At 55.4% G+C, this 12,896-nt stretch carries 10 protein-coding genes; 8 read left to right on the top strand and 2 right to left on the bottom strand.

What is annotated here, in order from left to right:
• The first annotated feature begins 7 nt into the window (after positions 1-7).
• Together WCS52_06900 and WCS52_06895 are read left to right on the top strand one after the other, a co-directional pair.
• Positions 8-2,266 carry a polysaccharide biosynthesis tyrosine autokinase gene (locus WCS52_06900; protein MEI6166905.1) on the top strand — a complete coding sequence of 753 codons (2,259 nt, stop codon included), beginning with the start codon at positions 8-10 and terminating at the stop codon, positions 2,264-2,266.
• 3 nt (positions 2,267-2,269) lie between these two features.
• On the top strand, positions 2,270-3,724 hold the full coding sequence (locus WCS52_06895) for a sugar transferase (GenBank protein ID MEI6166904.1): 1,455 nt from the start codon (positions 2,270-2,272) through the stop codon (positions 3,722-3,724).
• Between the two features lie 32 nt (positions 3,725-3,756).
• Here WCS52_06895 and WCS52_06890 read toward each other — a convergent pair whose 3' ends face one another.
• Entirely contained in the window at positions 3,757-4,167 is a 411-nt protein-coding gene (locus tag WCS52_06890) for an FHA domain-containing protein (protein MEI6166903.1), read from the bottom strand.
• A 147-nt stretch (positions 4,168-4,314) separates the two neighbouring features.
• On the opposite strand from WCS52_06890, the gene WCS52_06885 reads away from it, so the two are divergent.
• Positions 4,315-6,258 (top strand): aconitate hydratase, encoded by a 1,944-nt coding sequence (locus tag WCS52_06885; GenBank protein ID MEI6166902.1) that lies wholly within the window; start codon positions 4,315-4,317, stop codon positions 6,256-6,258.
• Between the two features lie 35 nt (positions 6,259-6,293).
• A complete protein-coding gene (gene icd / locus WCS52_06880; protein ID MEI6166901.1) occupies positions 6,294-7,553 on the top strand; it encodes an NADP-dependent isocitrate dehydrogenase in 1,260 nt (419 codons plus the stop codon).
• Positions 7,554-7,560: 7 nt separating this feature from the next.
• On the opposite strand, the gene WCS52_06875 is transcribed toward icd, so the two are convergent.
• Complete coding sequence (locus WCS52_06875; protein ID MEI6166900.1) at positions 7,561-8,592, bottom strand: CpaF family protein; 1,032 nt, start codon at positions 8,590-8,592, stop codon at positions 7,561-7,563.
• A 104-nt stretch (positions 8,593-8,696) separates the two neighbouring features.
• On the opposite strand from WCS52_06875, the gene WCS52_06870 reads away from it, so the two are divergent.
• The 4 genes from WCS52_06870 (at position 8,697) to WCS52_06855 (ending at position 12,895) form a co-directional block, all read left to right on the top strand.
• The gene (locus tag WCS52_06870; protein MEI6166899.1) at positions 8,697-8,951 is read left to right on the top strand and encodes a hypothetical protein; all 255 of its coding nucleotides are present in this window, start codon (positions 8,697-8,699) and stop codon (positions 8,949-8,951) included.
• 98 nt (positions 8,952-9,049) lie between these two features.
• Positions 9,050-9,889: a Flp pilus assembly protein CpaB gene (cpaB, locus tag WCS52_06865; GenBank protein MEI6166898.1), complete on the top strand. Its 840-nt coding sequence runs from the start codon at positions 9,050-9,052 to the stop codon at positions 9,887-9,889.
• A gap of 24 nt (positions 9,890-9,913) precedes the next feature.
• Positions 9,914-11,284 carry a pilus assembly protein N-terminal domain-containing protein gene (locus WCS52_06860; GenBank protein ID MEI6166897.1) on the top strand — a complete coding sequence of 457 codons (1,371 nt, stop codon included), beginning with the start codon at positions 9,914-9,916 and terminating at the stop codon, positions 11,282-11,284.
• Between the two features lie 24 nt (positions 11,285-11,308).
• Positions 11,309-12,895: an ATPase, T2SS/T4P/T4SS family gene (locus WCS52_06855; GenBank protein ID MEI6166896.1), complete on the top strand. Its 1,587-nt coding sequence runs from the start codon at positions 11,309-11,311 to the stop codon at positions 12,893-12,895.
• The last annotated feature ends 1 nt before the right edge of the window (position 12,896 follow it).

Genomic DNA, 12,896 nt, shown 5'->3' with positions numbered 1-12,896 from the left:
GTTTGCAATGCCTCCAGTAGACAGTTTTGAGCAGAAAAAGGTTGATCCCAGGATTTATCTTGGAATCCTTGTTTTCCGCTGGAAGCTGATCGTTATTTGTTTCCTTTATTCCATGTTGGGCGGGGTTGGGTATCTTCAGTTTGCCCCGAAAGAATATGAAACCGGCGCCGGGATCATGATTTACCGTGATCCCTCAACTCAGATCGAGTCCCAGTCCTATCACTGGTCCCAGAGCGAGACCCATGTCTCATTGTTGCAAAGTGCGGCGTTTCAGGCACGTATTGTCGAAAAACTTTCCCCCCAGTGGCTGAAGCGACTGGGCGGAGATGTCCGTGAGCTGACGCCGCCGCTGAAAGTCAGCCGGGTGGGGGGGGCGGGGATTTCCATCTGGCTCTCCATTCGTAATTCCCATCCCGCCTATGCCCGTGCCTTTTTGACGGAGGCCATCAAGCAATTTCAAGTCCAGCGGGAATTGGTCAAGGGCGAGTCGTATGGGTCTGCCGCGCGCATTCTGGAGGAGGAACTCGCCCGGTTGCGGGAGCAGATCCGCTCGGCTGAGGATGAGGTGATTGAGTTTCAGCGGGTGAACCAGATGGAGTATGTGCAGGCCAAGGGAAGTCTGGAACTGGGGTATATGAATCAACTGGTGGGGCGCCAGCAACAGCTCAATACCGAGCGCTGGATGCTGGAGATGCAGTACCCCAAGCTCAAGGGCCAATCCATGGAGATGATCCAGTCGGCCCTTTCCATGACGCGGGCGACCGGGTTGATCGCGTCCACTGGGGCGGGGACGAATACGGGGGTGGAGGGGGTTGCGGCCAAGCCGGAAGAGGGGAGCACCTCGGACGATGGGCGGGCCTGGCAGAATGCGAAATTGAAACTGATCCGGCTCGAACAGCAACGCAAGGACCTGGCGATTTACACCCAGCCTGAAAATCCAAAATTGAGAGCACTGGATGAGGAGATCTCGTCGATCCGCAAGGATATTCAACTTCAAACGGAACTTGAATATGAGAAGGTGAAGGAGCGGATCTCTGCGATTTCCTATCAGTCGGATGCGCTGGAGGAAGCGCAACGGCGGTGGCGAAGTTCTTATCTGATGGCCAGCAAAAAGACGTCTGACCTGCGTCAGCTCCAATCGGCGGTCGGACGCTTGGAAAGTTCTGCGTCCATGCTTCAGGCGAAGTTGAATGACTTGCGGGTCGATCAGGAGATCAAAGGGGAGCATTTCGCGGAATTGCAGCCGGTGCGGACCAACCCGACTCCCGCCTGGCCTGATCCCGTCAAAATATTACTCATGTCGCTGGTGGCCGGACTGGGCGGCGGGTTGGGGCTGGCCTTGCTGGCGTTTTTCTTTGATGACAAGGTACAGTCGGTGACGGATGTTGAAAGTGTGGTCGGGGTTCCGTTTTTAGGCGGGATTCCTTACTGGGTTCATGGCGGGGATTTGACCAACAGGGTGCGCCCGATTGTCCGCGACCAGCACCGTTCTGGCGCGGCGGAGGCGTACCGTGCGTTGCGAACCAATGTGCTCTCTGCCGTTGAAAAGGCCGGCAAGAAGATCATACTGCTGACGAGCGCCGATTCCAAGGAAGGGAAGACCCTTACCACGCTGAATTTATCCATCATGATGGCGCGAACCGGAAAAAAAGTGCTGTTGCTGGACATGGATCTTCGGCGCGGTCTGCTCCATAAATCGTTTGAACAAGAGCGCACGCCTGGAATTGTGGATGTACTGAGGGAGCGGCGGCCGCTCACTGACGTCATCACCAAAACCACTACGGAAAATCTCTGGTTTGCGCCGGCCGGGTCCATTGAAAAAAACACCTCCGAACTATTGCATGGGGTGGATCTGGAGAACTTCTTCAGCTCCGTCATGGGGGAGTATGACTACATTGTACTGGATACGGCGCCTGTGTTGCGCGTGACGGATACCGTGATTCTGGCGTCCTGCCCGTTGGTTTGTGTGGTCTATGTGGCGCATGCGAACCGGACGGCGAAGCCGACCATTAAATACTCTCTCGATATGCTCGGGGATGTGCATATTATCGGGATGATCGTCAACAGCATTGAGATGCACCGGATCAGCAGTTTGTATTATGCGTATCAATATCCGAACTATGCCTACTACAGCTACGCCTACCGTTATGGCTATAATTACGATCTGTACGATGAGCATGGGCGACGGACGCCCATGGGGCCGTGGAGCAATATGCGGCGAACGGTGGTCCGTTGGTTTAAGAACACGTTTTTCCCGGCGGAGTAATCTATGTCATCGCATCGCAGCTATATGCAGAAGCAGGTGATCTGGTTGGGGGCACTGGATGCCTTCTGCCTGATTGCCGGGGTGCTCTCTGCGGTAGTCCTCCGTCTGGGGTCTGATTCGCTGGACACCCATATCAACGATTATATTTCTGGCTGGATCTATCTGACGGTGGCGGTCCTGGCCTCCAATTATCTGACGGGCAGCTATGGACTGGAGCTTCGGCTCTCACGCTTCAACATGGCCATCAACTGGCTGTTTTCAATGACCATGGCGGTGCTGGTCGTCAGCATTACCTCGTATGCCTGGCTGAGCGCGGCCCTTGGCCGTGGCGTGCTGGGTATTGCCGTGCTGGTCTATTCGGTATTGTGGCTGACGCTGAGAATGCTGATTTATCATTATCTATTCCGGCAAGAGCCGTTCATCTACCGGGTGGCCATATTGGGGACGGGATGTCGGGCACAGTCGGATCTCCGGTTGGTTCAAAATCTCCATCTTCGGCCCAAGCATGTGGTCGTGGCGTTGATCCAGGTCGATCAGGGCGGCGGGATCAGGATGAGCGACAGCCCTGCTCCCGGCGATGAAGCTCGAGCGGAAGGGGCGGAGCCCGTCCCCCCGGTGATCCACTGCAGTCCCGCACATGTGGCGGCAACCGTCCGGTCACTTGACTGCGATGTGCTGTTGGTCGCGGTTGAGCGGGAGCAGGAATTGGCCGGGGTATATCCCCAGATGAGGCGACTGCGTTTCGAGGGAGTCTCGGTGCTTTCACCCTTGAATGTGGCTGAGGTCTATTCCGGGAAGGTGCCCCTGACGATGGTGGATGAGCTTTGGCTGATGAATGCCAGCCAGGGGCATATCTCGCCCATGGCCATGCGGGTTAAGCGTGTGGTGGATATTTTCCTGATTGTTGTGACCGCCCCCATCACCGTTTACTTTGGATTGCTTACGGCGCTCCTTATAAAACTGTCTGCCCCCCGGAGTCCGGTTCTGTATTTTCAGGAACGGGTGGGGCGGTTTGGCCGGATCTTCAGGATCTATAAATTCCGGACGATGAAGGTGGATGCGGAGCAGGAGGAAGGGGCTGTGTGGTCGCCCGAAAATGATCCACGGATCAGCTGGGCCGGCCGGTCTTTAAGGAAATACCGGTTGGATGAACTGCCTCAGTTATGGAATGTGCTGAAGGGCGATATGAGTTTGGTGGGGCCGAGGCCTGAACGACCGGAGATTGTGGAGAGGCTTGAGAAAGTCGTGCCCTTTTACCGCGAGCGAGAAAACCTGCTTCCGGGGCTCACCGGGTGGGCTCAGATCCGCTATCCCTATGGGGCGACCATTGAGGATGCAAGGGCCAAGCTCGAATTTGACCTCTATTACCTTCAGAACTTCTCGGCGGCCCTGGATCTGCGAATCATTTTGCGCACCCTGCGCATTGTGGTTTTTGGTCTGGAGCGGGAGACGAAGTAGCCGGCCGGCGAAAAGACCGGCGCGGGTCAGCTTCAGGGCTTTTTGCGGGGGAGCGATGTGCTCTGGACAATTTCGCGCAGCACCGTTCGATACCCTTTGTTGCCCTCTTCAATTTCCCGTGAGACTTCGCGGACAATGGTTTGGGTCCCTTTTTGCGGGGGCTTGGAAAAGGTGAACTCGTGCGTGCCAATGCGGATCACATCCCCGGGCTTGAGGACCGCCACCATGACTTTGGCGCCATTGACGTAAAGGCCATTGCGTGAATTAAGATCTTTGATCACATAATCCGAATCCCAGAGCCGGATTTCAGCATGAATCCGTGAAATCCGGGTTTCGGGGATGCAGACGTCCGCTTCCTGTGTGCGCCCGAAGGTGATGGAGGTCCGGCCTTCAAGATGAACTTCATGGCGCTTACCGTCGACATTTGTAAATTCCAAAAACATAAATAACACTCCCCGTCTTCAATGGCTTAAATACATACCAAAAATGCGGCCGCTTCCGCAAGTCTGCCGAATCACATCCTTTCTTGATTGCGCCCAGGGCCTGTAATGCCTATCCTTTTGACTTCAATTTTTCATAAGGAGACGGTCATGGGCATGAATGTGGTACAGAAGATTTTGCGGGAACATCTGGTTAGCGGCGAAGTGATTCCCGGACAGGAAATTTCAATCCGGATCGACCAGACCCTGACGCAGGATGCCACGGGGACGATGGCCTATCTTCAGTTTGAAGCGATGGGCCTGGACCGTGTGCGGAATGAACTGGCGGTCAGCTATGTGGACCACAACACCATCCAGGTGGGATTCGAAAATGCAGATGATCACCAATATCTCCAGAGTGTGGCCGCCAAATACGGGATCATTTATTCCAAGCCGGGCAATGGAATCTGCCACCAAGTCCATCTGGAGCGCTTCGGGGCCCCGGGGAAAACGCTGCTAGGCTCTGACTCGCATACGCCCACCGGCGGCGGCGTCGGAATGCTGGCCATCGGGGCTGGCGGGATCGATGTGGCCGTGGCCATGGGGGGCGGCCCTTTCTATCTGACGGCTCCCCGGGTCGTGAAGATCAACCTGACCGGCAAGCTCCGGCCGTGGGTCACGGCGAAAGATGTCATTTTAAAAGTGCTGCAACTGTTCACGACCAGGGGAAATGTGGGGTGTATTTTCGAATATGGCGGACCGGGCTTGAAACATCTTTCAGTCCCTGAGCGCGCCACCATCACCAACATGGGTGCCGAATCCGGCGCCACCACCTCGGTTTTTCCGAGCGATGAGGTGACGAAAGCCTTTTTGCAGGCGCAAGCGAGGGGCGATGTCTGGCGGGAAGTGGTTGCGGATCCAGATGCCATGTATGATAAAGAGGTGACGATCAACTTGTCGAAGCTGGAGGCGTTGGCTGCCGCCCCCCACTCCCCGGATAATATTGTGACCGTCGCCTCGATCGCCGGAACGAAAGTGGACCAGGTGTTGATTGGTTCCTGCACCAACTCCTCCTATATGGATTTGAAGACGGTGGCAAAAATCCTGAGCGGGCGACGGGTGCATCCGGATGTGACCGCCGGCATTGCCCCGGGCTCCAAGCAGGTGTTGGAGATGATTGCGGATGATGGGGGGATGAGTACCCTGCTGGCCGCGGGGGTCCGGCTGTTCGAAAATGCCTGTGGTTTCTGTATAGGCAACTCCCAGTCGCCCAAGACCCATTCTGTTTCATTGCGCACCAATAACCGGAACTTTGAGGGCCGGTCCGGCACGAAGTCGGCGGGCGTATACCTGGTCAGTCCACCGGTGGCCGCACTGGCAATCTTGCAGGGGAAGATTGTTGATCCGGCCTCGGTGATGGATATTAAATATCCCAAAGTCAAGATGCCCAAGGCCTACAAAGTGGATGACTCAATGCTGCTCCCCCCGTCGAACGATCCGGCCTCCGTTGTGATTGTGCGCGGTCCGAACATTGGTGAACCGCCCCGGAATGTGCCGCTACCCGAATCGCTGAAGGGAGTGGCCACGCTGAAGGTGGGCGACAAGATCACCACGGACCACATCATGCCGGCGGGGGCAAGGTTGAAATACCGGTCGAATGTGCCCGCCTATTCCGAGTATGTATTCGAGCCGAACGATCCCTCGTTCCCGAAGCGTGCGGCGGCCCTGCGGGATGCCGGTAAGCACAACATCGTGGTCGGAGGGGAGTCCTATGGCCAGGGGTCCAGTCGGGAGCATGCCGCCCTGTGCCCCATGTATCTGGGGGTCAAAGCCGTTCTGGCAAAATCCATTGAGCGTATTCACTCCGCTAATCTGATCAACTTCGGGATACTTCCGCTGTTGTTCGAGAATCCGGCGGATTATGAAGCTATCACCCAGGGGGATGAACTGGTCGTCGCCGGGATGCGGATGGCAGTGCAGGGCGGGAGTGAGCGTATCGTGCTGCGTAATGTCACCCGGGGCTGCGACGTGGCGGCTAAACTGATTCTGACGGCCCGGCAACGGGCCATCATTCTGGCGGGTGGTTTATTGAATTTCACGAAAAGCGCGAAGTAATCAAGAAGGTTTCAACATAACGAGGGAAGATATACATGAGCTATAAAAACGTTACAGTCCCAGTCAATGGACAGAAAATCGTGATGGGCGCCAACGGAAAGTTAAACGTGCCGGACCATCCGATTATTCCCTTTATCGAGGGCGATGGAATAGGGCCTGATATCACCCGCGCGGCGATGATTGTGTGGGATGCGGCGGTCCTGCAGGCCTATGGCGGCAAACGGAAGGTGGCCTGGATGGAGGTTTATGCCGGCGAGAAGGCCAATGAAGTGTATGGGCAGCCGATCTGGCTTCCGCCGGAGACCCTGACCGCCTGCCGCGAATTCCTGGTCTCCATCAAGGGGCCATTGACTACCCCGGTGGGCGGTGGTATCCGCAGTATCAATGTGGCTTTGCGGCAGGAACTGGACCTGTATGTGTGTCAGCGTCCGGTTCAGTGGTTCAAGGGTGTGCCTTCGCCGGTGAAGCAGCCTGAATTGACGGATATGGTCATCTTTCGTGAAAACACCGAGGATATCTATGCCGGTATCGAGTGGGCGGCTGGTACTCCGGAGGTGAAGAAGGTCATTGATTTCCTCCAAAAAGAGATGGGAGTCACTAAAATCCGCTTCCCCGGCTCGTCCGGCATCGGGATCAAGCCCGTTTCACGGGAGGGAACTGAGCGGCTGGTCAAGGCCGCGATTCGCTATGCCATTGCGCAACGCAGGCCCTCCCTGACGCTGGTGCACAAGGGGAATATCATGAAGTTTACGGAAGGCGCGTTCCGGGACTGGGGCTATGACGTCGCCCGGAAAGAATTTGGCGCCAAACCGATTGATCAGGGGCCCTGGCATAAGATCAGGACGGCCGACGGCCATGAACTGGTGATCAAGGATGTGATCGCGGATGCCTTTCTGCAGCAGATTCTGACGCGGCCAGCTGATTACTCGGTCATCGCCACGTTGAATCTCAATGGTGATTATATTTCTGATGCCCTGGCGGCCTGCGTGGGCGGCATCGGCATTGCGCCGGGCGCCAACATCAATTACGACAGCGGGGTGGCGTGTTTCGAGGCGACCCATGGCACGGCCCCGAAATATGCGAATCTGGATAAGGTGAACCCCGGCTCGCTGATTCTCTCCGGGGAGATGATGTTCCGCTATATGGGCTGGACCGAAGCGGCGGATCGCATCCTCGCCGGCGTGGAGCGGACCATCAGCAAGAAAACCGTGACCTATGATTTTGAGCGCCTGATGGAAGGCGCCACCCTGCTCAAGTGTAGTGAGTTCGGGCAGGCGATTGCAGCCAATATGTGAGGTGCGGTCAGTGGCTTAACGAATAAATATCGTTGAGCTTATAGTGCCCGTTTTCGAGTCCAAGCACCTCGGTGATGCCGGTGATCTTGCGTGAGCCATTTGGCAGCCGAGCGGTTTGGACGACAATATTGATGGCCGAAGCGACCTGCTCGCGGATGACCGCGAGCGGGATTTCAACCCCGCTCAACAGGGAGCAGGTTTCGAGCCTCGATAAACTGTCTTTGGCGCTGTTGGCGTGGATGGTTGACATACAGCCGTCATGTCCGGTGTTCATGGCCTGGAGCATATCGAGGGCCTCACCGCCCCGGATTTCTCCCACAATAATCCGGTCAGGGCGAAGCCGCAGAACCGAGCGGAGTAAATCCCTGATCGTGATCTCTCCTTTGCCGTGCTCATCCGGTTTCCTGGTTTCAAAACACCCGACATGCGTTTGCTGAAGCTGAAGTTCGCTGGCATCTTCCAGCACGAGGATGCGCTGGTTGTCGGGAATTAACGCGCTGAGCACATTCAGGACGGAGGTTTTGCCTGACGATGTGGCGCCGGAGACGATGATGTTCTTTCCTGATTTTACTATTTTATCAAGCAGCTGTGCCCCTTCAGGGGTGACGCTGCCGAAATCGATTAATTGCTGGAGCGTCAGCTTTTCGCGGCGGAATTTACGGATCGCCACCATCGTGCCGGAGCGGGAGAGCGGGGGCATGACCGCGTGGAGTCGTGATCCATCAGGTAGACGGGCGTCCAGTTGAGGGTTTTCGGCGTTGAAAAATCGCCCAACACTACGGGCCACATTCATCACTGCCGCTTCCAGCGCCTGTTCATTGATGAACGCGGCGGCCGTCGGCGTGAGTTTCCCTTTGCGCTCAACATAGATTTGCCGGGGGCCGTTGATCAGGATTTCCGACACTTCATCGTCCATCAAGTATTCTTGGACCGGTGCGAAGAACAAATAGAGATAAGAGGGTTTGGCTTTTGACTTGGACGAGGCGGAGTCAGGTTGGGGTTGCGGGGTATTGCTGGCATCTTCCTGTGAAGTCGTCATAAAGGAGCTCTCCCTCGTTAGTTCGAAAAATAAACTTGTCATCATCTAACAAGCATTTACTATTACTGACAAGGTTATAAATTCAACAGGAGGGATTGTTGCGTATGAAGACAAAGACAGCGAAGTCAGGTCAAGGAATGACGGAATACATCATCATCATCGCAGTGATTGCGATCGGATGTCTTTTAATTGCCGGTCTCTTCGGGAAGCAGATTAAAAACGTATTCTCGCGTGAGGGTAGTGCATTGTCAGGAAAGGTCGCCCCTGAAGACTCGACTGCCAAAGATATGTCAGATGAGGCGGCAAAAGTGGACAGCATGAACTCGTTTGATAAAGACGCGGCCAAAGGACAAGAATAATTCACTTTTCCAGGATCGGGCGTTTCTCATACCTGTAGTTGTCATATAGTTCAGCGCGGGATCATGCCTGCGACATTGTTATTCAGGAAAAAGCTGCCATGAAAAATCGAACTCCTATTGTCATTGCTATTATTATCGGTGTGTTGGCGATCTTTTCCGTCCATTCCTACGTGAAGCGTGTGGAGCAGACGACTCAGGATAAGCTGAAGGGGATGCCGGTAGTATCGGCTAAAGTGAAAATTGCGCCTGGCGTTGAATTGACCATGGAAATGTTTGTGCCTAAAGAGGTCCCCGAGCAATTTATCCCCGCTCAAGCGATCAAGGGGAGTGCGGAGTTGAAGCAGATTATCGGGCGTAAGCTGCGCGTTCCGGTCAAGGCGGGTCAGATCGTGCTCTGGTCTGATCTGGTCAGCGAGGATAAGTCCGGCTTGTCGAGTGCCATCCCCGCAGGGGAGGGGGCGTTTACGGTATCGATCTCAAAAGGCATTAAAAGCGGCTTGATCCAGCCCAATGACCATATTGATATCATTGGCTCATTTGCGATGCCGAAGCCGGCTCAGTCAATCCCCAACTCGACGGCAACCTGGCGACAGGGTTCTGATATGGTGAATGTGGTCTTGCTGCAGAATGTGACCGTGTTGGCTTTAGGGGATTCATTTGGCGCGGGGCGAGCTGCGGGAGGGTCAGGCGGTGGGGATGTTACCCTCTCGCTGACGTTGCAGGAGGCCCAATTGCTAATGTTCGCCTCCGCACACGGTGAGTTGGGCGCCGTCTTGCGCCGGGACGGGGCACAGGATATCAAAGCCAGGGCTGAATTGCCGCGGATTACGTTTGAGGCCATCGATACGATTGTGGGTGATTTGGACGGAAAGCGGGCCATGCGGATCATTGAGGTGCAGAAGGGGTCGAAAACGGTGCCGGTACCGGTGTTGAATTAAGTCTGAACACAGGGGATCAATCATATGAAGACAGCTAGTGCTTTGTTGTGGTGCATAGGGTTTGGCGCGGCTTTAGCCGTTCCGGTTTATGCCGAGGATGTAATTGTGGTCAAGGGGGCCTCCAGCCGGATTGCCGTGGCAGAGGGTGTCAGGAGGATAAGCGTTGCCAACCCGGCGGTAGTGGATGCGCGGCCTGATGGCGACGGGCGTTCAGTTCTGGTTCAGGGCTTGATGGAGGGTTCATCCGAGGTTCGTGTGGAGCGCTTGCAGGGTGCGGATCTGTCATACCGAGTCAAGGTTACAAGTGACCTTCAGGATATGCTGGGGCAGATCAAGGAACTGCTTTCGGACGTTGAGGGGCTTGAGGTTAAGGAGGTGGGAAGCAAGATTGTCCTGAAAGGGAGCGTCCTGACCAAGTCGGATTACGACCGGGTCATGAAGGTCGGCGAGGCCTATTCGGGCGTGATCCTGAACATGGCTAGACTGGATCGTACTGAGATGAGCAAATTTGTGGAAGAAGCCATCATTCGCGACATCGGTTGCGATACCGTCAAAGTAAGGGTTTCAGAAGACACGGCTATACTGGAAGGGGTTGTCTATAGTGAGGCAGATCTGGCACGCGCCGGGGAAATGGCCAGGCTCCGCGTTCCGGTGGTTAAGAATTTACTACGCGTGCAGGACGTGATGATTGAAACCGACGTTCATTTTGTGCAGTTGGACAAGGCCTCTGCCAGTGATATTGGATTTAACGTGCTGAAGAACGCCAGCGTGGGTGCGAAGTTTGACCTGCAGGGCGGGACCGAGAAGCCAACAGTCAACAGCTTCAGCGTGAACGCGAATCTGTCGGCCAGGATTAATGCCTTGGTGGGGGCCGGCAGTGCCAAGATACTGGCGCAACCGCATCTGAGCACCAAGAGCGGGGGCGAGGGGACCTTCCATTCGGGCGGGGCGACCTACTTTGCCGTGTCGGGAATCAATGCCGGCAGTCTGGAGAAAATCGAATACGGGATTATCCTGAAAGTGAAGCCGACGTTGCAGGGGCGTGACCGGATCATGAACGAGGTGACCATTGAGGTGAGTGTGCCCAGCGCCAAGCCGCAGGGGACGTTCTCGTTGGAGAAGTTTGACACTAAGAGCGTGGCGATGTGCAAGGTCGGGGAAAGCATCATGCTGTCAGGCCTGGTTCAGTCGTTGGCCACCCAGTTCAAGGAAAAAACACCGCTTCTCGGTGATATTCCCCTGCTGAGTATGTTCTTCAGCAACAAGCAGAAGTCGAACGAAAGCCGGGAGCTGATTGTCCTGATTTCTCCCAAGCCGGTCTTCCCTCAGACCGACAATTCGCCTGCGTTCAGCCAGGAGCGGGAGCACCTTCTTAAAGAAAAAGCAGCGCCTTGAGGCGGTTATTGAAATCAGGTACACATGGCGGTTGTAGTAATATCAGGTGGAGAATACAACGGCGAACAGGTTGACATTTCCGGGGAGCGGGTACTGATAGGGCGTTCGACCGAGTGCGACGTCATTCTGCGTGACAAAAATGCCTCCTATAAGCACGCTCAGATCGTGGTTCGGGGAAAAGTTTTCTGGTTGCAGGATCTTGGCAGTACCAATGGAACCACGCTGAAGGATAAGCGGATTATCCAGAATGTTCTGGCGCCCGGCGATGAATTCTTCATTGGGAAATACCGGTTTGTTTTTTCCGAAAATGCAAAGGTTTTTCAGGAAAAGGCCGAGGCGAGCGCGGAAGAGTTCAGGCGCCTGCTCCACGGGCAACTCATTGCCGAGCTCAACCTTAAAAAACTGACCTTATCGCAAATGGCGGACACCTCATTACGCCAGCGTGCGGGCGAGGTGCTGGATCGTCTGATCAAAGCCTCCGAAAAAGAGATTCCTCCGGGGTATGATCGCAATGAATTGAAAAAAGCGGTGCTGGATGCTGCGCTTGGACTGGGGCCACTCGAGGATTTGCTGGCAGATCCTGACGTGACAGAAATCATGGTTAATGGGCCCCAGAAAATCTATATCGAGCGGAAGGGGCGCCTCGAGAAGTCGGCCAAGATGTTTTTGAGCAAGAACGAGATTCTTACGGCGATTGAACGGATTGTCGGGCCCATCGGGCGCAGAATTGACGAAAGCAGTCCCATGGTTGATGCGCGGCTGCAGGACGGCTCCCGTGTGAATGCCATTATTCCGCCACTCGCGCTGGATAGTCCGACGATTACCATCCGGAAATTCCCTAAAAAACGAATTGTGATTGATGACCTGGTCGGGTATGGGAGCCTGACTCAGCCGATGGCGTCCTTTTTGCGTGTGGCGGTGTTGGCGGCCAAGAATACAGTGATCTCGGGGGGGACGGGATCCGGGAAGACCACCCTGCTCAACATCATGGCGGCCTTCATTCCTGATGGGGCCCGCATTGTGACCATCGAAGACTCCGCCGAATTGCGCCTGCCGCAGGATCATGTGGTGCGGCTGGAGACGCGGCCGCCGAATATTGAAGGAAAAGGAGATGTCACCATCCGCGATCTAGTCAAAAACTCATTACGGATGCGGCCCAACCGGATCGTGGTGGGGGAGTGTCGTGGCGGCGAGGCGCTGGATATGTTGCAGGCCATGAATACCGGGCATGATGGCTCGCTGACGACCGTTCATGCCAATTCCCCTGTCGATGCCATCCGGCGTTTGGAAAACCTGGTGCTTTATGCCGGCATGGATCTGCCCCTGAAAGCCATTCGGGAGCTGATTTTTTCAGCGGTCAGCCTGATTGTCCAGATCTCCCGGTTTTCTGATGGAACCCGCAAAGTGACCTCCATTGCCGAGGTGGCCTCGATGTATGACGGGGAGATCCGCTTACAGGAGATTTTCACGTTCAGGCGCACGGGGATTACTGATGCGGGGTTGATTGAAGGGGTTTACACCGCCACCGGGGTCATTCCCACATTTGTCGAGGAGTTGCGACAAGCCGGCCTGGACGTGGATATGGCGATGTTTGTTCCTGCAGCGGAGTAGT

Source organism: bacterium (assembly GCA_037128595.1).
GTDB lineage: Bacteria > Verrucomicrobiota > Kiritimatiellia > CAIKKV01 > CAITUY01 > JAABPW01.
Note: the sequence above shows the minus strand (reverse complement) of the source record. Positions and strands in the feature narration are given on the sequence as shown.

Excerpts from the sequence above, each read along its gene's own strand:
- cpaB (MEI6166898.1), top strand. The coding sequence starts at position 9,050 with ATGAAAAATCGAACTCCTATTGTCATTGCTATTATTATCGGTGTGTTG.
- WCS52_06900 (MEI6166905.1), top strand. The coding sequence starts at position 8 with ATGCCTCCAGTAGACAGTTTTGAGCAGAAAAAGGTTGATCCCAGGATT.
- WCS52_06870 (MEI6166899.1), top strand. The coding sequence starts at position 8,697 with ATGAAGACAAAGACAGCGAAGTCAGGTCAAGGAATGACGGAATACATC.
- WCS52_06890 (MEI6166903.1), bottom strand. The coding sequence starts at position 4,167 with ATGTTTTTGGAATTTACAAATGTCGACGGTAAGCGCCATGAAGTTCAT.
- icd (MEI6166901.1), top strand. The coding sequence starts at position 6,294 with ATGAGCTATAAAAACGTTACAGTCCCAGTCAATGGACAGAAAATCGTG.
- WCS52_06875 (MEI6166900.1), bottom strand. The coding sequence starts at position 8,592 with ATGACGACTTCACAGGAAGATGCCAGCAATACCCCGCAACCCCAACCT.
- WCS52_06895 (MEI6166904.1), top strand. The coding sequence starts at position 2,270 with ATGTCATCGCATCGCAGCTATATGCAGAAGCAGGTGATCTGGTTGGGG.
- WCS52_06885 (MEI6166902.1), top strand. The coding sequence starts at position 4,315 with ATGGGCATGAATGTGGTACAGAAGATTTTGCGGGAACATCTGGTTAGC.
- WCS52_06855 (MEI6166896.1), top strand. The coding sequence starts at position 11,309 with ATGGCGGTTGTAGTAATATCAGGTGGAGAATACAACGGCGAACAGGTT.
- WCS52_06860 (MEI6166897.1), top strand. The coding sequence starts at position 9,914 with ATGAAGACAGCTAGTGCTTTGTTGTGGTGCATAGGGTTTGGCGCGGCT.